The sequence below is a fragment of the Idiomarina sp. PL1-037 genome, from assembly GCF_034422975.1.
Classification (GTDB): Bacteria; Pseudomonadota; Gammaproteobacteria; order Enterobacterales; family Alteromonadaceae; genus Idiomarina.
In genome coordinates this window covers 2,343,704-2,368,137 of record NZ_CP139873.1, presented here as the reverse complement: position 1 = coordinate 2,368,137, position 24,434 = coordinate 2,343,704, and the positions used below count along the sequence as shown (strand labels likewise).

The following is a 24,434-nucleotide window of genomic DNA, read 5'->3' as shown; positions in this document are numbered from 1 at the left end:
GTTCATTTATATAAGGCTATTTGAAGGGATTCGTATTAGCAGCAACAACCCTATTCCGCCCAGTATTTTTCCCCTGATACAGCGCATCATCAGCGGCTTTAATCCAGACCGCTAAATTGTCCTCTTCTGCATTGAAGCTGCTAATGCCTATCGTAGCGGTAATCGCTACCGGAATACCTTCGCAGTCGAACTCTTGGTTAGCAATTGCCAGGCGAAGCCTGTTCGCAGTCTCTTCAGCTTTTTTAATGTCGAGGTTCGGGAGCGCTAATGCAAATTCTTCCCCACCCCAGCGAGCAACAATATCCTGCTCTCTTACTCCGTCTGAAAGCGTTCTACTAACGGTTTTTAATGCACTATCGCCGGCATTGTGTCCATATTTATCGTTAAATTTTTTGAAGTGATCGACATCAATAAGCAGAATACTTAGAGGTTTTCCGCTTTTTTGGTGTTCCTGTATTAGCTGGCAGAAATTAGTTTCAAAGCCTCTGCGGTTCAACAGCCCCGTAAGAGGGTCTGTTTCCGATAGCTTCTGAAGTTTTTCGTTTGCGAATTTCAATTCATTCGTACGCTGCGCTATTTCTGCTTCAAGTTTAAGGTTAGCCCGTTCCAACGTCTTAGTCCGTAGTCGAATGGCAACATAAATACCTACTATGAACACTGAGGTGCCAACAAAAAATGTCCAAAAGTTGTACCACCAGGGAGCCTCGATAACGAGTGACAAGGTCAGTGGTTTTTTACTCTCTATGCCTTGACTGTTTCTGCCTTGAACAGTGAGCTGGTACTTGCCCGGCGATAGACCACTAAAGTCGAGTGAAAGATCGGTTGTCCATTCGCTCCACTGATCATTTACTCCCGATAACTGATAGCGAATTGAGTTCTTTTCGGGGGCCCGAAAATCAGTAATAGCAAATGACAAACTAAAGCTTTGGTAATCTTCTGGCAAAATGAAACGTTTTGATGTTAAAGCATATCGGTCGGTAATATTTTCATCATTCACCTCAATAGAGATCAATGCAGTATTAGCAACCACCTCTTTAATTTTAACCTGCTCGGGCGAAAATGAACTTGCTCCCGCTGTGCTACCAATGGTTACTTCTCCGTTAGAGGAACTGTCAATTGCGTGTTCTATTAAGTTACTTGATGGCAAGCCATCGGCTTCGTTTAGTGTAATAATTTTATGAGAGGTTAAATCTAATCGAGCCAAGCCCAGTGACGTGATTACCCAGAGGTTACCGGTCTTATCCGCCGTTATGCCCAATATCCGGTTAGACGGCAATCCGTCAGATTCAGTGAAATGTTGGGTTGCTTTGCTTTGAGTGTTGTACTCCCATAAGCCATTGTCGCTGCATAACCAAATGGTGTTTGGCCTGAATGAGTATGCGCAGAGTAGAGTTTCATTGTTGAAAGGACCCTCTACCAGTGACTGGTTCGTTAGGTCAAGTAGACCTGAGTAGCGGGTCGCGCTATAAATTCCCGAGCCTTCAACGGTTACAATGGAGTAAGCCTGATCGCCCCGAAGGTCGCCAAATGTCTGGTTGTGCCAGGAGAACATTCCCGAGGCCCGATCGAATTTGACGATTCCCTGGCCCCATAAGCCCAGTAAAACTGTGTCATCGTCTGATTCATGTATCGCTGTGACTGTATTTTCTTCAAGCCCAAGTTGAGTCTTTATGGCATCTACCGGATCGAGTTTTGGATTATCGCTCGGTGTCCTAAAAAGCTCTTCGTTGGTGCCCACCCATAAGTCGCCATGGCTGTCGGTAAAAAGCACATTAACTTCTCTTACGGGGTACTCGTCGTTAAAAGGAAAAAACTGCCATAACTGGGTTATGGCATCGCGTTTATAGAGGCCTGCGCTGTTTCCTAGCCAGAGATCGTTGTTATTGGCGTAATGTACAGCTTGTACGGGATTATCCGTGGCGGGTAAATTAGTAAGAGTCTTTATTTTGGCTAAGGGGTCGGTAAAGTTTTTGACTGTGGTGACACCTTTAAACAGGCCCTGAGACCGTGTGCCAATCCATAAAGTATCGGTGTTGTCGAAGTGAAGGTAGCGGATATCTATGTTTTTCAGGGCTGACCAGCCATTGTCTTGTTTTACAAAGGTCTTATCTTCGATATTGACTTGGTAGAGCCCTTCGCTGGCACCCGCCCATAAAGCGGAATGCTCGTGATCATTATTTTCACTTACAATGTCATTAACACGCAAACTTGCCGGAGCGTTATCGCCTTTAAATACTATTCGGTTGAATGTATCGGTTTCGTTGTCGAGATAAAACAGCCCTTGAGCGGTACCTATCCAGATGGTGTCATTGATGAACTCAATTGTTCTGACTTCATTTGCCCTGTTTTCGCCAACATTGTCCGGATCGACAAAGTACTGCTCCCAAGTTTTTAAGTCGAGTGAGACTTTAAAAACGCCCTGAGAACTGGCTACCCACAAAGCAGAACTTGATTCCGTAATCCACCATATTCGAAGGTTATTAAGGGGGTGCTGCTCTGCTAAAAACTTAAAGGTTAGATCCTCTTGAATCGTCTGGCCGGGCTTAATGTATTGCAGGCCCCCCAGTGAGCCAACCCAAAGGCGGTTTTGACTGTCTTTAAACAGGGTTTGCACACGATTGTTTTTAAGGCTGCTGCTGTGTTTGGTTTGTTTAAACTGATGAGCTTTTTGTGTTTTTGAATTCCAGGCAGCTAAACCATGACCCCAGGTAGCAGCCCAAATAATGTCGTCGTCAATGAGTAGCTTAGAGAAATCAGCCGTTTTAACTGAGGGTAAAACAGCCTCTGTCCAGTGAGAAAACTGATAGCCGTCGTAACGCAGAATTCCGTCGGTATCTGTCGCTAACCACAATAATCCGCTTGTATCCTGTGTTACTTGATATACAGAGGACTGTCTCGCGGCCATATTTTGAGCAACCCGCGAGAACTCTTTATGTTGCTGTATTGGGCGAGCGTTCGCCGTTAGACTGACAGCGACAATAATAGTGAAGACAAATAAATACGTCGTTGCCTCACTGACATACTTCCTCATAACATCATGCTTTATAGTTACTCATGGTTGTGAGCTTACGCTAGCCAGTCTATTTTAACAATATAGACTTCCATTCGCGCAAAACATTGCTGTCGCCAACGAGTCAGTCGGGGCGTTTACTGATTTTATGCTACAGCGTTTCAAAAGTAATGGTGGTGTGATGTAAATAGCCGCAATCAGCCAGCTTCCCCGCAGAAACTTCACATTTACAGTTTATTTACATTCAGGAATATAATAACCTTTACTTATTAATGCTCAGCAATGTCCCTCAAGTTATTTTATAGGTTCCTGCCGTGGATAAAGTCAGTTCATCACTCGTTAACTTTTTTGCATACGCGCCCGTGTGTTTTCTGGCGGTGCTTTGCTTAGGCAATGGTGTGGCTGAAGCACAGGAAAAAAGCTATTCCGATTGCGCCTACATAGAGTTTGACGACGTAGACCCAAGCAGTCTCACTTTACAAGAACGTATTGCTCTTGAGGAAGCTGCACTGTTTGCCTCTTTAGATGACTCGGCAGAGTGTATGGAAGAGGCGACCGCGTCGGCTTCCGGTAGCCTTGCGGATGCTGCCAGCGGCAGCGGGTCTGGTGCCGCGGGCGGTGTTTCGGGCTCTGCTGGTAGCTCGGGTAATAGCGAAGCAAACTCGAGTGAGCAACAACAATCTGCATCTACGGCGCCGGAAAGTGCGGTAGAGACAAAAGATCACCAGCGTGGCAACACGGGCAGTGGCAGTTCAGCCGTGTGCGACGCAGTGAAAGAAGGTATGGCTTCGGCGACAACTGAAGCTGAGAAAGAGCATTTTAAAGGCTTAATGGCCGAGTACGGATGTTAATAATTAACGGAAGAAGAACAATGAATACACTAGCTCAACTAAAGAAACTAAAACGATTTTCAGTCGTTATGACGCTTTCTGCAATGTTTACATTAGCCGGCTGCCAGTCAACCCAAACGAATGTTACCAGCGTAGGCCCAAGCATGAGCGGGCCAGGAACCTCTAAAGCCCTAGGAAAAGAAGAGCGTAGCTACAGTTACAATTCCAATGTTTACCTTAACGTGGCTATTCCGGTGTTTGACCCCGGCCTGCCGAAAGACAGTTCCGGCAATATTGATGATGAAGCCATCGTTGAAGAAGACATTTGGCCACAGGTACGTCGTTTAGAGGCGAATCGTTTCGCCGTAAACACCCGCGAAGCGCTCTCTGACACGAAAGCCTTTGGAGCGGTTAATGTCACTCCCAATGCTAACGCCAGTGCCGATGTATACGTACTGGGCAAAATTAATTACTCAGATACCGAAACCGTTGAAATTGGTGTTCGTGTCATGGACGCCAGTAACCAAATTTGGGGCGAGGAAGAGTTTGAGTATCAGGTAGGCGCAGGCTTTTACCGTGACGCTCTAAGAAAAGGGGAGAATCCTTACGGCCCAGTGTTTAAAAACATTGCAGGTTATGTTTATGACTTGCTAATTCAAAAGTCTGAAGAAGAGAAGAAAACCATTCAGGCGGTTTCAGATATGCGCTACGCCTCTATGTACAGTCCTGAAGCCTTCGGGGGCTACCTTGGTGAGTCCAGCAGTTTCTTCTCTCAGCGCTCAACGATTACGCTGAACGGAGCACCGGCTGAATCAGACCCAATGTATCAGCGGGTAAATGTGATTCAAGCGAAAGACCAGCAGTTTGTTGACTCCTTGCAGGACAGCTACGACACGTTTTATGCAACCACTCATGACGCGTACCGCGCTTATCAGGAAGAGACCTTGCCGGTTGCTATTGATATCCGCCGTAAGAAAGAGGAAAGAACGCGAGCGCAAGTGAGTGCCGGGATTTTAGCGACTGCCGCTATCTTGCTGGGTAAGAACTCAGGCTCTAGTGCTGGCCAGGTGGCGAGCGCGGCGGCAGGCCTGGGGGCGGTTTACAGCTTAAACGAAGCAATAAAAACCAACCGTGAATTAGGGACTCAACGCGCATTGCTTGATGAAATGGGACAAAATCTGGACATAAAAGTAACGCCGCAGGTGGTTGAGCTTAATGAACAGAACGTTGAATTGACAGGTACTGCTGGTGAGCAATACGCGCAGTTACGTGAGAAGTTAAAAGAGATTTATGAGCTCGAGTCAACGCCGTTAACTCAGCTTTAATTCACCCAGGGAAAGGTAACGATGTCGTCTGTTGATCAGCAAATAGCAGAAAACCGTGCTAAAAAGAAAAAAGTCATAGTAACTGGCGTAATTGCCTCTGTCTTTGTTTGTTTGCTGATTGGCGTCGTCGTTACTTTGCTCGCTTATTTTCCGGTTTCGGGTAACACGCCGGTAGCCGTGGAAAAACAAGAGGAAAGCGAGCAGAAGACAAGTTCGGCTAATCAGGCCGTAGATAGAAAAGCGCTGCAAACGGTCTTAAACGAGACCAATCAGCGCGTTTCTGAGCTTGTTGCTACCCCGTATTTATCAAAGTGGCAGTCCGCCAAAGTTGAAGGTTTTCAGGCCGACATAGATCAGGCTTTTAATGACTATGGCGCCAGTAATTACAGCCAGGCGAAAACCACTATCGAGCAACTTAATACTGATATTACAGAGTACCAAAACGCGTTTGAAAAGGCTTATAAACAGGCTTACGAAAACGCCGCAAAAGCCTTTGCTGCCGACGACATTGATGACGCCGCTCAGTTGAATGCTCAGGCTATAAACGTAAAAGGCGACTATAGCGATGCGCTGGCGTTGCAGAAACGTATAGACACCTACCATGAAGTTGCCGACCTGTATGAACAGGTAAGAGTGGGTGGTGTAGAAGGCAACATAGAGAAGCAGCGTGCTGCTTATCAACAAATTCTTAAGCTTGATCCGCAACAGCAGGAAGCAAAGGCAGCCTTAGCGAAAGTGGAACAGCAAATTAAACAACAACGTTTTGCCCGTGCCTTGGCAACGGCGGTCAATGCCATTGATAACAAGGACTTTGATCGCGCCCAGGAGGCATTAGCCAAAGCTTCGGCTATAGACAATAACCGGCCGGAGCTGGTAACCCTGCAGGCACAAATTGACGCCGAGTTAAAAAGTCAGGGTGTGAAGTCGTTAGAAAAACGCATTCAGGTATTTGCCGGAGCCGATGAATGGCAGACGGTACAGATGCTGGCAGAAAAAGGTCTGGCTGATTATCCGGACAGCCAGGTTGTGCAGCAGGCGAAACAAAGCGCAAGTGAAATATTAGCCGCCAGCAGTGCGCTGGATGTGTATATTGACAGACCGGGGCGCCTTGCCGACAACAACATTCGCCAGAATGCCGTGAATGCGGTGTCCAAATACAGTGATCTCACGCAATTGAGCGCAAAGCTGGGTAAGAAAGTAGACCAGGTTGAGCAGCTCATTGAAAAGGAAAATCAGCCTATAGATGTGACCATTCGTTCTGACAACCGAACTTATATAAAAGTATTGGGTGTTGGTGTTGTGGGTGAGGTAAGAGAGAAAACCATTCAGTTAAAGCCGGGTAAATACCAATTAGAAGGCCGCCGCGAAGGCTACCGCTCAACCATTGTCGATGTTGTGGTGGAGAAGTCGGGCACGCCAATTGTTATTAACGTTCAGTGTAACGAACGCGTTTAGAATAATTAAAAAAACAGGAGAGACTTCGTGGCCACACTTGACGAAGCCATTGAGAAAGGACGACGTAAACGACGGCTAATGGCTATTGGCTTCTCGGTCAGTATTCTTGCACTGCTGATTATTTACTTTGGCTGGTTGTTTTTAACAAAAGGCTACAGTTTTACCGTAAAACCAGCAGAAGCTGCGCAAACTCAGCGCTTTGCGGTTAATTCCGGTATTGGTTTTTTCATCGACAATAAATATTACGCGGTAGGCTCTGGTGGCCTTGTGACGGTGTCTGCCGACAAGTACCAAACCAAAGAAGTGCAGGTAAACGACAACAGCCCTTCTACCATTGAAGTTGAGCTGGAGCCTAAACCGGCAAAAGTGACAATAACAACAGAGCCGGGCGCAAATGATATTGTCTGGTCAGTTAACGGTGAGCAGAGAGAAACCGCTTCTACCTTTGAGGGGGAATTTGCTCCCGGAACTTATACGGTGTCGGCCTCGCATCCGGCTTACGAGCCTGCTTCAGTGGCAATTGAGGCGTTAATAGACGGTAAGGTTGAAGAGCAAATTCGGCTAACCCCTATTAGTGGCACTATCTCTATTAATTCCAGCCCGGCTGGCGCGTCGGTTACCCTTGATGGCGAAGAGGTGGGTTCAACGCCGGTAACCGTTGCTAAAGTGGGTGGCGACTACCCTGTGGTGGTGAATTATCCGGGGTATGAACCGGTAACGGACACGGTGTCGTTAACGGTGCGCAACAAACAACCTAAGCGTAATTATCGTCTTCAACCGGTACAGGCTACTGTTAATGTTTCGGTGAACCCGAAGGGTGGGGCGTTGTTGGTTAACGGCGCGCCGGCAAAAAATCCAATTAGCGTTGATGCCAATAAAGAACATGTGATTCGTTACGAAAAGGCCGGCTACGTTAAGCAAAGCCGGATAGTTAAGCTGGGACCAGCCGAAAACCAGCAGCTGACCTTTAACTTAGACCCGGAAATGGGTGACGTAGCTTTTACCGCCAACGAACCCAGCGACGTGTATATTAACGGACAAAAGCAGGGCGTTACTCCGCTTCGCACCAAGCTACAGGCTTTACCGTCAGAAGTTGAGTTTCGTAAAACCGGTTACCGTACGGTTAAGCAAGAGTTTCAGCCAAGCAGCGAGCGGCTGGTGAACGTAAAAGCCGAGATGCTGCGCGAGTTTGATGCCAGAAGAAAAGAAGGCAAGCCGTTGTTTGTCAGTACTTTGGGCATTGAAATGAACCGTCTGTCGCCGAAAAAATTTACTATGGGCTCGCCGGTTAATGAACCTAGTCGCGGGCGCAATGAGCACCAGGTGAAAGTGGATTTCTCGCGTGATGTATGGATATCGCGCCATGAAATTACCGAAGCGCAGTTCGCCGCGTTTAAAGGCTCGGGCAGCAAAACTAAAATGCCGGTCACCAATGTGTCCTGGGACGAAGCTGCTTTATTTACTAACTGGCTGAGTGAACAGGAAGGCTTGCAGCCTTTTTATAAAATCAGTAATGGTAAAGTGGTAGGAACCGATGCGGGCTCGCGTGGTTACCGCTTGCCGACCGAAGCCGAATGGGAATACATAGCCAAAATTAATCGCAGGGCCGACTCCACTATTTATGTATGGGGCAGTCAGGATCACCTGCGTGACAAGCAGGGCAACTTTGCCGATGAGTCTGCAAAAGGTCAGCAAACTTTCATTTTACGCGGTTACAATGACGGTTTTGCCGGTAAAGCACCGGTAGGCAGTTTTAAAGCAGAGCGCGGCGGTTTTTTTGACTTAGACGGTAACGTCAAAGAATGGGTGCACGACAGCTACACTTTAAACCCGCCAAACCTGGATCGGGTTTACACCGATTACCTGGGTGCGGCTCGCGGCAATGGGAATGTGGTCAAAGGTGCGTCTTATAAAACCGGACGCATGAAGAGTATTCGTGCCAGCGTTCGCGACGGCGAAAGTGTTTCGGCAGAGGATATCGGCTTTAGAATAGCCCGGTATCATGAGTGATGAGGAGAAACATCATGAAAAAACGCGTGATTTTGGGCGTCATACTGCTGGCTTTGGCCAGCAGCGCGACGGCTTACTTTGTGTCTTTGGATGCACCACAAGACTTCCCCACCAACATTTAACGCCCGGAATGCATAATGTCTAAAAATAATACGCTTTCAATGAGCCCTAACTTCTTTGTCAGTGGTGGTGTGCTACTGGCTATTTTTACCCTGATACATTTGCTGTATGCAGGACTTATTCGCCCGGCGGCCGAAGCGGCAATGGCAGAGCAAGGGACAGAAGCTTTAACTGCATTTTCGGTTATCTTCAAAGATGTTGAACAGCAGGTGTGTATTTCGCTTATGTTGTTCTGCTTATTCCTTATGCTGTACAAGCTGTGGCGGTTAATTGACGAAGAAGAAATTTATTCGCGCGACTTACTGGAAAGCTACGACAAGTCTGAAGCGCTGGACGTTGATGCGGCATTAAATGATTTAGAAAGCTCGGCTTATAAAGAAACCCCCGCATACAGCACCTGGATTAACTGTATTCGTCGTTTTAAGAATACCAAAAACGTTCAGCATGCGGCTGACACCATCGAGTCGTCGGTAGACAATATTGCCATTCAGTTAGAAAGCGGCAACAACATGATCCGCTACATTATCTGGGCTATTCCGTCTATTGGTTTCGTGGGTACGGTTCGCGGTATTGGCTCGGCGCTGGCGCAGGCGGACAAAGCTCTGGATGGTGACATTGCCGGTATGACTGCATCGCTGGGTGTGGCTTTTAACTCAACGCTGGTTGCGCTGTTTATTTCTTTGATTCTGATGTTGTTTATGCACTTGCTGAACAGCCGTCAGGACAAGATGGTGATCCGCACGCAAGAGTCCTGTGAGAAACACTTGCTGTCTCATTTACACAGTTAATTGAGCGACTCAGATGCGACGAACACGCCAGGCTGGCGACGGCTTTAACTTATCTTTTCTGGATGTCATGGCATGCGGACTGGGCGCCGTTATTCTTATTTTTATCCTGATAGATTTTAAAGCTTTTACGCCCGACCCTTCAGAAGAAAAAGAAAAGCTTGAGCAGGAGCTGGCGGCGTCAATGGATGAGCAGCAGCGTCTGAAAAAATCCATTGACGAAATTAATGACAAAATTGCGCTGGAGTCAGCTAAGCAGGAAGACTCCGAAGAAGCAAAAAACGACACCACCCAGGATCAAACCAAAGCGTTGCAGGACTTGTCGACTCAGTTGGCTGTTGTCGCCGATCTGGAAAACCAGTTAGCGGCCTTGTCCAAAGAAGTTGAGAAGTCAGCAAACGTTGAGCTTTCGGGTACGGGTGAGCAGAACTTTATCACCGGCATGAAAGTGGAAGGCGAGCAAATAGGCATTCTGGTGGACAAGAGCGCCTCCATGATGGGCGACAACTTAATTGACGTGCTGAGCAAACTGGCTTTAAGCGACAGCAAAAAAGTCTCTACTGCTAAATGGATAAGGACACGGCGGGTTGCACAATGGTTGCTGGCACGACTGCCGCAAACCTCAAAAGTGAGCGTGGTGACTTTTTCCGATACCGCCAAACGACTGGGCATGCGTAATGTGAGTACAGCATCAGTCAGTGGCTCTATGAATTCTATTGTGAAGGACTTAGGCGCGGTTGTGCCAGAGGGCGGAACCAATCTTCAGCTGGGCATTAGTACGTTATTTGAGACAAACCCGGATATTACCGACGTGTATATTGTAACGGATGGCCTGCCAACATTGGGAGACGGTCTGCCGATTTCCTGTCGTAACTTTATTTCGACGAAAAAGTCCATTTCCTCAGACTGCCGCCAGGCATTGATGGTTGAGACCATCAAACGCGCGCCTAAGGGCGTTCGTTACAATATTATTCTTCTGCCGATAGAAGGTGACCCTTACGCTTCACCACTTTACTGGAACTGGTCGCGGGTAAGTGGCGGCACATTCTTATCACCCGCTCCGGAGTGGCCATAATGAGAAAAATTCAGCGTGCGCCAGTAGAGGTTTTCAACCTCTCGTTTCTGGATATTATTTCCTGTGCTTTTGGTGCGGTGATTATGCTGGTGTTGTTAGCGAAAAACGGTACCGAGGATACCGAACGCGGACCGGCTAACCTCAGTACCTTAGTTGCAGAAGTACTGCAGGCGCAGCAGTCGGTGGAGGAACTTCAGGGAGCTCTATCAGACAAACAGGATCAACTGTCTGCTGCCGAGCAAAAGACCGCATCAGTCACTGAGCAGGAAAAGAATTTAGAAAGCTCTATTCCGCGGGCACAGAAAACCCTGCAACAATTGCAGGATAAAGCTTCGTCGTTAAGGGCTGAAATACGCCAAGCCACCGCAATGCTAAACACGCCGAACAGCACTGACACACCGGATGATGACGTCGGTGGTATTCCAACCGACGCTGAATACGTCATTTTTGTTATTGATAATTCCGGGTCTATGTCCGGAGGCCGGGGCTGGAACCGGGTCATTAGCGTTGTTAACGACATTATAGAAAGCCACCCGAAAATGAAGGGCTTTCAAATTATGGCCGCCGACGGTGACTTTATGTTCAGCAGTAAAGCGGGTGACTGGTTACCTGACAGCAAACGGTTCAGACAAATGGCTATGCAACAAATGCCAAACTTTACCGGCGGTAAAAGTGCACCAGAGCTGGGCATTTTGAAAGCCATTAACCTTTATAAAAAAACCAGGGGCACAACCAGCTTGTACGTTTTTGGTGACGACTACCGCGCCAGTGACTTAGATGCCGTAGTACGGCAGATAACCAGCCAGAATCAGGGTACCGATGGTAAGCCGGTAATGCGTATTCATGGAGTAGGCTTTAGCCGTGCACAAGGTAACGCGGAAACCTTCGCTGCCTTTATGCAGGCTGTTGCTAAGCGTAACCGCGGCGCCTTTGTCGGGCTGAACTTTTAGTTCTGAACCTGCCGTTCAGCCCGTGCCGCATGCAGCTTTTTGTAGCTTTCTATTAAGCGTAAATGTCTGTCCAGACCTTCAAGCTGCATATTGGTTGGCGTTAGACCGTGGAAGCGTGTAGTGCCTTTAACAGAGCTTATAACGGCTTCAATGGTCTCTTCGCCGTACATACGGCCTAAGTTGTAGCGGTAGTCTTCTAATTCCAGCTCTTCGTCCAGAGTAATTTCCAGCACGGCTTCAATGGCACGGTAAAACAGTGTGCGCTCAACGGTGTTGTCGTTGAATTGCAAGAACATTTCTACATACTCGAAAGCGTCGTCATGGCGTTGCAATGCAAGATAAATAAGCAGCTTCAATTCAAGAATAGTGAGCTGACCCCAAACCGTGTTTTCATCAAACTCAATGCCAATCAAGGTGATAATATCCATGTAGTTATCAAGCTGACTGTCTTCTAAGCGCTCAACTAAGTCTTCTAGCTGATCGTCGGTTAAGCGGTGCAGGTTGAGAATGTCTTCACGGTATTGCAAAGCTATATTGGTGTTGTCCCAAATGAGGTCTTCGACGGGGTAGACTTCCGAATAGCCCGGGACCAGAATACGACACACCGGCGCGCCAAGGTCTTCATGCACGGCTATGTAAGCTTCTTTGCCCATGTCCTGCAAAATACCAAACAGCGTATCGGCTTCTTCCTGGTTAGAGCCGCTGAAGTCCCATTCAACGAAATCAATGTCAGACTTAGCACTAAAGAAGCGCCAGGACACAACGCCCGATGAATCAATAAAGTGCTCAACAAAGTTATTTGGCTCGGTTACAGCCATTGAGTTAAAGGTTGGTGCCGGCAGATCGTTCAGACCTTCAAAGCTACGGCCTTGTAATAACTCGGTTAAGCTGCGCTCCAGCGCCACTTCAAAGCTTGGGTGCGCACCAAAAGAAGCAAAGACACCGCCGGTGCGCGGGTTCATTAAGGTGACACAAGCTACCGGGAACTGACCGCCGAGTGATGCGTCCTTAACTAACACTGGGTAGCCTTGTCCTTCTAAGGCTTTTATACCTTCCAGAATATTCGGGTACTTGTTAAGCACCTCTTGCGGTACATCCGGAAGGGCAATTTCTTCTTCAATAATCTGCTTTTTAACCGCGCGTTCAAAAATTTCCGATAAACACTGAACCTGAGCTTCTGGCAGAGTATTACCCGCGCTCATGCCGTTACTTAAATACAGGTTTTCAATTAAGTTTGACGGGAAATAGACTGTCTCGCCGTCGGAATGACGTGTGAACGGCAAGGACACAATACCGCGGTCAGCACGGCCTGAGTTAGTATCAATTAAGTGTGAACCACGCAGTTCGCCTTCCGGGTCGTAAAGCTCACGACAGTATTCGTCCAGAATTTCAGTGGGTAGCTCGTCGTTTGCGCCGGGTTTAAACCATTTTTCGTTGGGGTAGTGCACAAACTCGGTGTTTGCTATTTCTTCGCCAAAGTATTGGTCGTTATAAAAGAAGTTACAGCTTAAGCGCTCAATAAACTCGCCCAGTGCCGAGCATAAGGCACTTTCTTTGGTGGCACCTTTGCCGTTGGTAAAGCACATAGGAGAGGCGGCATCGCGAATGTGTAAAGACCACACGTGCGGGACAATATTGCGCCAGGAGGATATTTCTATCTTCATGCCTAAGTCCGCCAGTATGGCGGTCATGTTGGCAATGGTTTGCTCCAACGGTAAGTCTTTGCCTTCAATAAAGGTTCTGCTGTCGCTGTCCGGGCGTATGGTCAGTAACGCCTGAGCGTCTTGAGTAATGCTTTCAACCGCTTCAACGTCAAACTCCAGATCATTTTCTATAACGCGCTTAACGGCACAACGCTCAGCGGCCCGAATAATGGCTTTGCGGTCTTTCTCGGAAATATCGGCCGGTAACTCAACCTGAATTTTAAACAGCTGCTTGTAGCGGTCTTCCGGGTCAACAACGTTGTTTTGTGAAATGCGGATATTCTCGGTTGGAATGTCGCGGGTGTCGCAATACAGGCGAATGAAGTGTGCCGCGCACATAACGGAAGACGCCAGAAAGTAGTCAAAAGGACCGGGAGCAGAGCCATCGCCTTTGTATCGAATAGGCTGATCCGAAATAACCGTGAAGTCATCGAATTTCGCCTCAAGGCGCATATTGTCGAGAAAGTTTACATTGATTTCCATTTAGGGGGCACCGCGGTTGATAAGTTGACTGCTGTCAGCGAGCAATAGTTACCATTATCCCATTTTTTTACTTATTGATCATTAGCCGCGTGGGGTTCATTAACGCTCCTTTACATTCTAAAGTTTTGCCGTTGTAAGAAAAATTCTGTATCATTTACAACAATATAATTACAACCCAATCCTATAAATGAAAGGTATAATATGAATAAGAAAGGACTCCTTGGCGGCGTCGGTATCGTCATTGTTGCTGCTGCTCTAATCGCCCCCAAATTCGTTGGCCCTCAAGTTGAAGACACGTTAAAACAGCATGTTCAAGTTATAAATGAATTACCTGCTTATAAAGCCAGCGTGGTTTCATTTAATAGTGGTTGGTTCAGCTCCACCGCAACGATATCGCTGGGCGCAGATTTCAGCTCTTTGTATCCGGATGCGTCAGCCCCAGATGACTTATCTTTTGAAGTTGTTGTTAATGTTCAGCATGGACCTGTTTTGGCTCAGTTTTCTCCAGGGTTGGGTATGGCCTCTTTCGAAGCTTTCGCTAAAGACGACGGATTGCGCGAGTATCTTGACTGGGAAGAAAACACGCCTTTTTATCACCTGACTGGCTCAGCTGGGTTCTCTGGCGGTATCAGCTATAACGATTCAATTGCTCCATTCAGTTCTAAATCAGATGAAGAACAGACCGAACTGACCTCTTTGGGTTATGAAGGTGAGGGCGAAATATCTTCAGATGAGTTCAGTTATGAAGGGAAGCTGGAAGGCGCGGAAGTTCTTCTTTCAGGTCAGGCTATTAGCATTGGCAAGCTGGAACTGGAAACCGAAGCCAAAGGCGACATGCTGGAAATTATGAAAGGCGAGCTTTATGAAGGCGACATGTCTATGAAGCTTAATGAAATCATTGTGCGTCAGCCAGATGATGTCGACCTGTTCGAGTTGAAAGACCTTGGTGTTGAGTTCGTTAATTACTTTAGCGACGATAAAGAGCGCATGAATATTGATATGGACTATTCTGTGGCGTCGTTGAAAGCCGAAGACTTTGATCTTGAAGATCTTAAGTTAAAAATGGCGTTTAATAATATTGATTCCGAGTTCTTGTTTGCTTATAACCAAATGATGAAAAAGGTTTATGACCAGAATCCTGACGAAATAGAAGTCGCAACACAAAAACTGGTTAAAGAAAACTTACCTCAACTGCTGCAGGCAGAGCCAGAGTTCGTTATTAGTGAATTTAGCGGTGAAATGGAACCGGGTAAATTCAAAGGCGATCTAAGCGCTAAACTAGTCGGTATCAGTCAGGTGCCGGACAGTATCGAGAATATTGACTTCTGGCTTTCCAGCCTGATTGTCGATTCATCTATTGCTATCGATAAGCCACTATTGAAATGGGTTGCTGAACAACAGATGTTGTCAACAATGCGTATGCAAATGCCAGGCGCTGATGAAGCTGAACTGCAAGAAATGGCAGAGCAACAGGCACCAACGATGATAAACATGTACATTCAACAAGGCTTGCTTCAGGAAGAAGATGACGTGTACCGCAGCGAATTCCAGATGGAAGACGGCTGGGGAATACTTAATGGTCACAGAATGCCACTAACTAAAATGCTGTGATTGATTGGTGGTAAATGTATAGTAATGAAAAGCCTCAGCGGATGTACTCGGCTGAGGCTTTTTCGTTTCAGGTTACGGTATTACGGCTTTGCCAGCGTGGATCGAGATGTTCTTTGGCTTCAATAACTTGCCGCAACTGCTCAATGGCCTTCCAGATATCTTCAAAGCTGTTATAAAGAGGGGTAAACCCAAAGCGGATATAATTTGGGGCACGAAAGTCGGCGATTACACCTCTTTGAATAAGCGCCTGACATAAGCCGTAGGCGTGCTCATAACGATACGACAACTGGCTGCCTCGCTGTTCCCGTTGCTGTGGCGAAATAAGCTGTAGGCTGCTACTTAGTGCAGCTCTTTCTAACAATTGGTGAAAAACCTCGGCCAGTTGTAAGGACTTTTCTCTTAAATTTTCCAGGTCGACATTCTCGAAAGCTTCGAGCGCCGAATCGACCGCTGCCATAGCGATAATGGAAGGGGTGCCGGTCAGCATCTGTTGAATACCGGCAGCGGGTTCGTAGTCTGGAGTGAAGTCAAACGGACGGGCATGTCCGAACCAGCCACTTAAAGGCTGGCTCATATTCTGGTGATGGCGTGTTGCGGCATAAATAAATGCTGGCGCCCCGGGGCCGCCATTTAAGTATTTATAGGTACAGCCAACCGCAAAGTCCGCTTCCCAGTCGTCCAGGTGCACGGGCATTGCCCCGGCGCTGTGGGCTAAATCCAGAATTACCAGCGCACCCTGCTTGTGCGCGCTGGTAATAAGTTGTTTAGCGTTAAGTCGCTTTCCGGTTCTGAAGTTAACTTCGGTAGCTAAAACTACCGCGGTTTTATCGTCAACCTGTTGCTCCAGCTCACTCTCTTCAACCAGTTTTAGCTGGCAACGGTGCTCACCCACAAACTGCGAAATTCCCTGTACCATATATAAGTCAGTCGGAAAGTTGTCTTTTGTGGATAACACAATATTACGCCCTGAGTCCTGTCTCTGTGAAATGGAAAGCGCTGCTGCCAGCGCCTTAAATAAATTCACCGAAATTGAGTCACAGCAAATGGTCTGCTCCGGCTGTGCTCCAATAAGGCGTGCAATTTTTTCGCCGACACGTTGCGGTAGGTTAATCCAGTTATGCTCGTTCCAACTACTGATAAGATCTTGCGACCACTGCTGCTGAATAACTTGCTGCAAACGGGTTGCTGTTGCTTTGGTCATTGCCCCCAGCGAGTTACCATCCAGATAGATTTTATTAACCGGCAACTGAAATTGTTCGCGATGCCCGACAAATGGGTCAATGCTGTCGAGTTCTTTTATGTCAGTGAAGTTCATGGTTTTAACTCTTTGTTCAGTCGCTGAATAATGGCTTCCCACGCAGTTGAGTTCGGGTGTATCAAGTCAAAATGACCTGCGCCTTCAAGTTGTTCTAGTTTTACGTCGAGATCCGCGGTTTGGCTCATAGGCACAATCTTGTCTTCGGTGCCTTGTATTAGCCAGGTATTAACGTGTAACTTCTGTGCTTTGGGGCTGGCAATCTGGTAGTCAGCTTCGCTGGTGTAAGCTGTTCTCATTAAGTTGCTGGCAGCCTGGTTACAACTGCCTTGTTCCTCAGTGTAGCTGACCATATCAGTAATGGCCGCCAGGCCAATTACCGTGTTTATATTTTTAGCCGAAGGCGTTTCTTGAGTCGTTGCCAGAAGTGCGAGATGACCACCGGCAGAGTGCCCCATAACTGCCACCGGCTGGTTATTGAGCTTTTGCTGTATAGAGTGAATAGCGGTTTTTACGTCATTCAGACTCGCTGGCCATTCTCCGCCTGGCTCGCCCAGACGCCGGTATTCAATAGACCAGACATTAAAGCCCGCCTTTCTCAATGCGCTGCTTGCGGGGTTGGTGTGAGTCATGTCGTATTCTTTTAGCCAGCAGCCACCGTGAATAAAAATGACATTAGCAGCCGAGTCGGACTTTTTTGACGCATTCCAGTATTGAATAAACTGAGAGGAGTGAGAGCCGTAATTGTAGCTGTTATCGGGGCTGCCAGAAGGCAGCTCGAGCACTGACTGGAAAGACACTTGTTGCAACGAATTGTCATCGGCAGAGGCATGGGAAAAAGCCAGACTGAAAATAACAAGCCCGTAGGCTGCCAGTTTTGGAGAAAGCTTTATCAAGTAATACCACCTGTCTTAATGTTTTAAAATATAAAGTGTTGGAGACCATACAAGCATTTAAAGGGCGGCTCAACAAAATTGACGGATTAGCAACAAATGCGTCATCTATTCGTCATCGTATCGTCAACTGACCTAAGTACATTAGCCCGGCGTTAACGCGTTAATCACTCAAATTAAGGTTTTAAGGGTTATGACTACTCATAAGAAAACACCGGTATTACCGTTCCCAACAAATAAAGTATTAAACTCTGTTGTTGCAGCGCTTTGTGCGTTAAGTGTGCCCGTTGCTTTTGCGCAACAGGACACATCAGGTGAACTTGAGCGAATTGAAGTTACTGCACAAAAACGTGTGCAGTCTATTAACGATGTGCCTGCCAGTATCAGTGCGTTTGAAGGAAGTCGTCTGGACGAACTGGGCTTAAACGAACTGGATATGGTTTCAGACCTGACGCCGGGTTTGGTTATTCAGGAACAAAGCCCCAACAACCCTGGTTTTGTTATTCGCGGCATTACCTCAGACAGCGGCTCTGCTCAGGCATCTCCGCGGGTGTCAGTTTATTACAACGGAGTGGATGTCTCACGCTCACGTGGCTCCTACTTTGAATTGTTCGATATAGAACGTGTAGAGGTAGTTAAAGGCCCTCAAGCGACTTTATTTGGTACGGCTGCATCGGTTGGTGCTATCAGTGTTATAACCCGTAAGCCAGAGCCTGTTTTCTCTGCCGAGCTAAGCGCTGGTGCAGGAAACGAATCTCAGCAACGGCTGGGTGGTTTTATTAACGGCGGCAGCGACTTAGTTAGCGGACGCCTGGCGTTCAGTTACCGTGAACGTGACGGGTTCATTGAGAACATTGCGCCGGGCCAGGACGACATGAATGGCGTTGACAGACAAGCCTTGCGTGGCTCACTTCGTTTTCAGCCCAGCGATGCGGTGACCGCTGACTTAATTTACAGTTACGAGAAAAACGAAGATACCGGAACCTCATTTAAGAACGGTATTTTCGCACCAACCGGCGGCGACACCAGCCCGTACAGTTTTGTTGAAATGACCGGTAGTCCTTACTCGGCTTCGGTATTAGGCCGTGAAAAGCTGGGTCTGGACAGAACCGTCGATGACATTAACTTAACCGTAGACTGGACTATGAGTCCGCGTCTGAGCTTTACCTCGGTGACTGGTTACCGCAGCTTCGATTCACTGGAAGTGTTTGACGCAGACGGCACCCAGGCCTGGTTCCTGGAGTTTGGTGAAGATGCCGAAGGTGACCAGTTCAGTCAGGAATTTCGCTTTAACTATGCTGGCGATGATCTCTTAACGCTGTGGGGCATCAATTACTTCACAGAAGACGGCAGCCAGCGTGTACCCTTTAGCACAGAAGAATCTATTTTCCTGAACTGCGTCGGTGCTTTGCCAAGTGGCTTACCTTGTATTAATGCTGATGGTTCGGTTAATCAGTTAACGCCGGTATTAACAAGTGGCGCTTTGCAGGAAATTCCATACGCAGCCGAGTTTGCAAACTTTGGCGACAACGAATCCTGGTCTGCTTTTGTCGACTTAACTTACCAAATAAACGATAAGACCGAAGTAGCGGCGGGCTTGCGTTATGTTTCAGAAGATCGTGAAAGTGGTTTTGCTGCGACCATGCCTGACAGTCAGTTGTTGCCTCTACTTGGAGAGCCAACCCAAACGCTGCTGCCGACCGTTTCAACGGACGGACAGGTTTTCACTGCGAGCAACAGTTCAGACGCCTGGTTGCCTCGCTTCAATATTATTTACAAGCTGAATGACGACAACAACTGGTTTGCGACGGTTTCAAAGGGGCGTTGCTCAGAAGTAGTTGATGTGAGCTCGACGCTTGATGCCGACGGTGAAGCAGCAGGTGATTTTGGTTTGATTCCGGCTGAAATCATCTGGAACTACGAAACCGGCCTTAAAGGAAACTTAACGGAAAACCGTGTGCGTTATTCTGCGTCAGTGTTTTATCAGGACTATTCGGACTTTCAGGTTTCTTTGCAGGACGAGTCGGGTAACTTTTACACCGCAAATGCAGGCTCTGCGACCAATTTTGGTGTCGAAACTGAAATTAATGCGAATTTAGGCGCAGGCATTGAGCTGTTTGGTCATTTGGCTTATTTGGATGCAAAAATTGATGACGACAGCACCAACGGCAGTTTAGCCGGAAACCGTTTCCGCCTTCAGCCTGAGTGGACTTCAAGCCTTGGGGTAATATACGAAGCGGCGCTTTCCAGTCAATACGCCTTGCGCGGCTCTGTGGTCGGAACCTACCGGTCTGAAGTGTTCTTTGAACCGGAAAATGCGCCAGTAGCTGGTCTGGATATTAGCCAGGACTCTGTCACTTTAGTGAATGCGTCGCTAGGTCTTTATAATGATTCAGCCGACTGGAGTCTGGCGTTGAAAGCAACCAACTTATTCGATAAAGAATACCTGGTTGATGCTGGGAATACGGGCGGAAGCTTTGGTAACCCAACCTTTATTTCTGGTCCACCGCGTTTATTCTATTTAGAGTTTACTAAGAAGTTTGGCATGTAAATTTACGCTAAACGAGAAAAGGGAACCTGTGTCACGGTTCCCTTTTTTATTTTACGAAATAGAGATTAGCTTCCCGTATAACGCGCTTTGTGTGTATTCACTACCCGATAGTCTTTGCTACGAATCGTGTCCACGAACACCCACTCTGCTTCTACCGCGTCCTCGGATGCAAACAGATTCATATAACCGCGCTGATGCAGGTTCGTATATTTTAGATCGTCAATAAGGGTAGGCAGTGCTTTGGCCAGCTGGCCTGCGGTTTTTGCATCAAGGCTTAAATAAGCTTCCATTCCCGGAGACGAGACCGAAGACGTCGCAAATTCCACGCCAATGTGGGCACCATCTGAACTGCGCAGTTCGCTGTGCCAGGCGTTGTGAGTGTCACCGGCAATAACCACCAGTTGTTTGTTGGCTTTTTGCGCTGCCCGGTACAGCATTTCACGTTCAATAGGGTAGCCGTCCCATGCATCGAGATTATAAGGGGTAACCTGAGTGACCATCGCTTGTTGCTGCGGTGTTAACTCCTCGCCTTTCTGCAGGCGCTTCTTAAGCTCTGCTATTTGCAACAACAGTGGTGCGACTTTACTGCGGTCACCGGCTTCAAACGCAGCTGCAGGAAAGTTCATTTTCCCCATTAGCAGTTGTTGACCCAAAACTTGCCAGCGCGCTGAGCTGTTATTCAGTTTATCAACTAGCCACTGTAACTGCTTCTTGCCCATGATACTGCGGTCGGAAGACATGTCCTGCTGGAATTTTTTAGTGTTGAACTGGCCGCTTTCTGCGTCGCGGTAATCATCGTAATTCAGTTGCTTGTCACGTCCAATAATGCGGGTATCCAGCATGATCAAATCAACTAAGTCACCGAATTTGAAATCACGATAAATAGTGAGGTTGGCTTCGCCCCGCGGCGGACGAATAGGCAGCCATTCATAGTACGCCTGAACCGCGGCTGCGCGTCTTTCAATAAAGCTGCCTTCATCTTCCTGATGGTTTTCTGCGCCGTTTTTCCAGGTGTCATTGCTAATTTCATGGTCATCCCAAACGGCAATGAAAGGGGCGTGTGCGTGCAGTGCCTGTAACCCTTCGTCGGTGCGGTAAAGCGCGTAGCGGCGGCGGTAGTCAGTCAGGGTAAAGAGTTCGGTATTGTTGTTGTCGGGTAAACCTCTGCCGATTTCTTTTGAACCTTCGGTGGCGTAGCCGTCTGCGCCATACTCGTAAATGTAGTCACCTAAATGAATGACTGCATCAATTGAGTCGTCCTTTGCCGCTTCGGAGTATGGGTTAAAGTAACCGGCTGGGTAATTAGAGCAGGAAAAAACCGCAAACTTTACTGGTCTTAAGCCAGATTCAGGAAGCGTTTGTGTCTTACCGGTAAGGCTGTGGTTGCTCTTACCTAAAAAACGGTAGTAGTAGCGTTGGTTTGGCGATAATTGAGTAACGTCGACCTTGACTGTGTAGTCGCGACTGGCGCTTGTTGTGGCCGTTCCAGAGCGAATGATATTTGAAAAGTTTTCATCTGAGGCCAGCTCCCAGCCCAGCGTTACTTGTTGTTCTGCGCTATTTTCCGGCACGGCGCGAGTCCACAACAAAATAGCGTTAGAAGTCGGGTTGCCACTGGCTACGCCGTGGTCAAACCTGACGGAGCTGCGCTCACTGGCTTTGCCAATACTTGCACAGCCCTGTAATGCTGTTGATACGGTGACTGCTGCGCCCGTTGCTGCAAATAGCTTTAAAAAGTCACGTCGATTAAATTGCTTCACTGTTTTACTCCATGCATTTTCCCAGAGTAAAAGAAACTACTCCGCAAACATGAAAACTTAATGACAATAACGTTTTAGTTTAGTGTTAAATTATTCATCACCACTTTTGGGTTTAAGCTCTAGTGTTTGTACAGCTGAGCGCACGTCTTGCCCTGAGGTTTCCTGAAAAACCTGTAAATCAAACTGTGGCAGTATGGCAAACAAGTGATCAAAAATGTCCGACTGAATACCTTCGTAAATTTCCCATGCTGTGTCATTGCTAAAGCAGTAGATTTCAATAGGTAAGCCTTGTGGGCCTGGATTCAACTGTCTCACCATTAATGTCAGTCCTTTATGAACGTCTGGTCTGCTAATGAGGTACTGCTTTACGTAGGCGCGAAAGGTACCAATATTAGTGACCTGACGACCATTAATCGGGTCAGCTCCGGTTTGCTCAAGGTTTGAATTCCACTCTGAAATATCTTTTTCTTTTTGCGCTAGGTATTCATTTAGCAACGAGAAGCGTTTGAGCTTTTTCTTCTGTTCCTCGGACAAAAAATGAATGCTGTTCTGGTCAATATACAAGGCTCGCTTTATGCGGCGACCGCCGCTTTCCTGCATGCCCCGCCAGTTTTTAAACGACTCGGAAATCAGGCGTTTGGTCGGGATGCTGGTGATAGTTTTATCCCAGTTTTGTACCCGAACCGTATGCAGTGCGACATCAATGACATCGCCGTCAGCGTTTAACTGGGGCATCTCAATCCAATCACCTACACGAAGCATGTCATTAGATGAGAGCTGGATACTGGCAACTAATGATAAAATGGTGTCCTGAAATACCAGCATAGCCACTGCACCCATGGCGCCAATTCCCGACAGCAGAATAACCGGAGAGCGGTCCAGCAGTGAGGCAATAATGAGAATGGTCGCCACCACATAGACTACTATTTTCGCTATTTGCAGATAACCCTTTATTGGTTTTGTATGCGCGTCGGGCTGCCGGCTGTATATTTCGTTAACGCTGGTCATGGCTGCGCTAAACGAACGAGCCAGAGTGAGTATTAAGTAAGCAATACTGACATTTCGTATGACGGTAGTAACGTTGTCGGGCAGGTCGGGTACCAGATAGATACCGGCGGATAGCACTAAAGCGGGAACAACCTGAGCTAAACGGTGAACAATAGTCCGTATGCCAATTCCGGGGTCACTGCCTAGCTTTGTCTGTGACAGAAGCCGGGAAACACCCCGCAGCAAAATTTGCTGAGTTATGAGCTGGGATACCCAAACGGCAATTGCCAGGATAACACACGCACTAATGGTATAAGCCCAGGGTTGTGAGCTCGCCCAATCATGAAACCACTGCGGGTAATCCAGTTCCATCATAATTTTTGTTCCACCGCTGCTTTTAAGTCCTTTCTAAAGCCCAACATAAATACGACCTCTGCTACGACGAATAAGGGGCCAATGGCTAACCCTATAATATCATCAACAAAAGCTGGTTTGCGTCCTTCAAAATAATGACCGATAAATTGAAACACCCAGCCAATAACAAATAGACCAATGCTCCAGCTCAGCCACAAGCTGGTTGGTAATGCGGCTATGTCGCGGCCTATCGACAGCGACAGCCATAGCAAAATGGTCATGAGCAAACCTAATGTGATATCCAGACGTATATAAAAAATAACCGCTGCCAGAACAACTAAGTTGGCAGGGGCAATCAAAAAGTAGTCCAAGGGTAGCGCAGGCCGCGATAATAAACTAATGATGCCGACAACAATCAGCGGAATACCGACAAGATGAGTCATGACATTCTTACGGTTCCGATGATAAGCCGCATACTGTGCCAGGTGATCAACGATGGTTTTCATAGTCTGTGCCGCTTGGTAACAAAATAAAGGCTTAGATTGCTACCTACATGGTTTGATGTCAATTTGTGTTTATTTACTGTTTTTTTTGATCTGCGACAAATTGCCTCAGTTAAATATATAGAACTTAAAGGAATAAGCTTATAACATAATACAGTGATTCACCTCAGGAGCTCAACATGTCAGTTAGTAAGCTTATTTTAAAGTCTTTTATTATTTTCATAATGGCTTTTTCTACAAGTAGCTCAGCGTCCGATGACGAAACTTATCAACTTGCAGCCAAAAATCTGCAACAAAGACTGGGTAAAGTACTAATGGGTACTATCCAGAATGAAGGTCATGTCGCTGCTATTAATGTCTGTAATGAACAAGCTCCGGCGATAGCCGATGCAGTTAGTGATGAGCTTGGCGTAACAGTTGGTCGAACAGCGCTGAGAGTTCGCAACCCAGGTAACGAGCCTAATGCAGAACAAGAGCGAGTGCTGAGAGAGTTTGAACAGCTCTGGAGCCAGGCTAAAGGTAAGCCACCGACCGCGAGCTATGTGGATGAGAATGGCCATAAAGTCTGGATGAAAGCCATTGTAATGCAACCACAATGCGCGGCTTGCCATGGTTCATCAGTTGAACCTGAGCTTAAGCAAGCAATTAACGAACGTTACCCAAATGACCAAGCTACGGGGTTCGAAGTCGGGGAAATTCGGGGTGCTTTTGTCGTTAAGTCAAAAAATCAAAAATAATAACCATTGAATTAATATGGTTATTATTTAAGCTTAT

General features: G+C 47.2%; 17 protein-coding genes. 10 read left to right on the top strand and 7 right to left on the bottom strand.

Features of this window, described 5'->3' with window-relative positions:
• Positions 1-16 precede the first annotated feature (16 nt).
• Entirely contained in the window at positions 17-3,031 is a 3,015-nt protein-coding gene (locus U0358_RS11160) for a diguanylate cyclase (RefSeq protein WP_322406319.1), read from the bottom strand.
• Positions 3,032-3,324: 293 nt separating this feature from the next.
• Between U0358_RS11160 and U0358_RS11155 the strand changes: the two genes are divergently transcribed.
• From U0358_RS11155 to U0358_RS11125, 7 genes are all read left to right on the top strand, one after another.
• Positions 3,325-3,861 (top strand): hypothetical protein, encoded by a 537-nt coding sequence (locus U0358_RS11155; RefSeq protein WP_322406318.1) that lies wholly within the window; start codon positions 3,325-3,327, stop codon positions 3,859-3,861.
• 20 nt (positions 3,862-3,881) lie between these two features.
• Positions 3,882-5,165, top strand: a complete 1,284-nt coding sequence (locus U0358_RS11150) for a hypothetical protein (protein ID WP_322406316.1) — start codon at positions 3,882-3,884, stop codon at positions 5,163-5,165.
• 21 nt (positions 5,166-5,186) lie between these two features.
• Positions 5,187-6,620: a tetratricopeptide repeat protein gene (locus U0358_RS11145; RefSeq protein WP_322406315.1), complete on the top strand. Its 1,434-nt coding sequence runs from the start codon at positions 5,187-5,189 to the stop codon at positions 6,618-6,620.
• A 27-nt stretch (positions 6,621-6,647) separates the two neighbouring features.
• A complete protein-coding gene (locus U0358_RS11140; RefSeq protein WP_322406314.1) occupies positions 6,648-8,630 on the top strand; it encodes a PEGA domain-containing protein in 1,983 nt (660 codons plus the stop codon).
• A 137-nt stretch (positions 8,631-8,767) separates the two neighbouring features.
• Positions 8,768-9,538, top strand: a complete 771-nt coding sequence (locus tag U0358_RS11135; RefSeq protein ID WP_322406313.1) for a MotA/TolQ/ExbB proton channel family protein — start codon at positions 8,768-8,770, stop codon at positions 9,536-9,538.
• Between the two features lie 13 nt (positions 9,539-9,551).
• Positions 9,552-10,610: a VWA domain-containing protein gene (locus U0358_RS11130; protein WP_322406312.1), complete on the top strand. Its 1,059-nt coding sequence runs from the start codon at positions 9,552-9,554 to the stop codon at positions 10,608-10,610.
• Positions 10,610-11,560 (top strand): VWA domain-containing protein, encoded by a 951-nt coding sequence (locus tag U0358_RS11125; protein ID WP_322406311.1) that lies wholly within the window; start codon positions 10,610-10,612, stop codon positions 11,558-11,560. The genes U0358_RS11130 and U0358_RS11125 overlap by 1 nt, the downstream gene beginning before the upstream one ends.
• On the opposite strand, the gene U0358_RS11120 is transcribed toward U0358_RS11125, so the two are convergent.
• Positions 11,557-13,746, bottom strand: coding sequence for an OsmC domain/YcaO domain-containing protein (locus tag U0358_RS11120; RefSeq protein ID WP_322406310.1), 2,190 nt, complete (start codon positions 13,744-13,746; stop codon positions 11,557-11,559). The two genes, U0358_RS11125 and U0358_RS11120, sit on opposite strands and share 4 nt — an antisense overlap.
• A gap of 201 nt (positions 13,747-13,947) precedes the next feature.
• Here U0358_RS11120 and U0358_RS11115 point away from each other — a divergent pair, with 201 nt between their 5' ends.
• Positions 13,948-15,357 carry a YdgA family protein gene (locus U0358_RS11115; protein ID WP_322406309.1) on the top strand — a complete coding sequence of 470 codons (1,410 nt, stop codon included), beginning with the start codon at positions 13,948-13,950 and terminating at the stop codon, positions 15,355-15,357.
• A 67-nt stretch (positions 15,358-15,424) separates the two neighbouring features.
• Here U0358_RS11115 and kynU read toward each other — a convergent pair whose 3' ends face one another.
• Together kynU and U0358_RS11105 are read right to left on the bottom strand one after the other, a co-directional pair.
• On the bottom strand, positions 15,425-16,672 hold the full coding sequence (gene kynU / locus U0358_RS11110) for a kynureninase (protein WP_322406308.1): 1,248 nt from the start codon (positions 16,670-16,672) through the stop codon (positions 15,425-15,427).
• Positions 16,669-17,508: an alpha/beta hydrolase family protein gene (locus U0358_RS11105; RefSeq protein WP_322406307.1), complete on the bottom strand. Its 840-nt coding sequence runs from the start codon at positions 17,506-17,508 to the stop codon at positions 16,669-16,671. The genes kynU and U0358_RS11105 overlap by 4 nt, the downstream gene beginning before the upstream one ends.
• A gap of 190 nt (positions 17,509-17,698) precedes the next feature.
• Here U0358_RS11105 and U0358_RS11100 point away from each other — a divergent pair, with 190 nt between their 5' ends.
• On the top strand, positions 17,699-20,056 hold the full coding sequence (locus U0358_RS11100; RefSeq protein WP_322406306.1) for a TonB-dependent receptor: 2,358 nt from the start codon (positions 17,699-17,701) through the stop codon (positions 20,054-20,056).
• Between the two features lie 65 nt (positions 20,057-20,121).
• Here the strand turns inward: U0358_RS11100 and U0358_RS11095 are convergent, their stop codons facing one another.
• The 3 genes from U0358_RS11095 to U0358_RS11085 all read right to left on the bottom strand — a co-directional run bounded on the left by U0358_RS11095 (position 20,122) and on the right by U0358_RS11085 (position 23,663).
• Positions 20,122-21,816, bottom strand: a complete 1,695-nt coding sequence (locus U0358_RS11095; RefSeq protein ID WP_322406305.1) for an alkaline phosphatase D family protein — start codon at positions 21,814-21,816, stop codon at positions 20,122-20,124.
• Between the two features lie 90 nt (positions 21,817-21,906).
• The gene (locus U0358_RS11090; RefSeq protein ID WP_322406303.1) at positions 21,907-23,178 is read right to left on the bottom strand and encodes a mechanosensitive ion channel family protein; all 1,272 of its coding nucleotides are present in this window, start codon (positions 23,176-23,178) and stop codon (positions 21,907-21,909) included.
• Positions 23,175-23,663, bottom strand: a complete 489-nt coding sequence (locus U0358_RS11085; RefSeq protein WP_322406302.1) for an Mpo1 family 2-hydroxy fatty acid dioxygenase — start codon at positions 23,661-23,663, stop codon at positions 23,175-23,177. The genes U0358_RS11090 and U0358_RS11085 overlap by 4 nt, the downstream gene beginning before the upstream one ends.
• Positions 23,664-23,839: 176 nt before the next feature.
• Here U0358_RS11085 and U0358_RS11080 point away from each other — a divergent pair, with 176 nt between their 5' ends.
• Complete coding sequence (locus U0358_RS11080; RefSeq protein ID WP_322406301.1) at positions 23,840-24,397, top strand: Tll0287-like domain-containing protein; 558 nt, start codon at positions 23,840-23,842, stop codon at positions 24,395-24,397.
• Positions 24,398-24,434 lie beyond the last annotated feature (37 nt).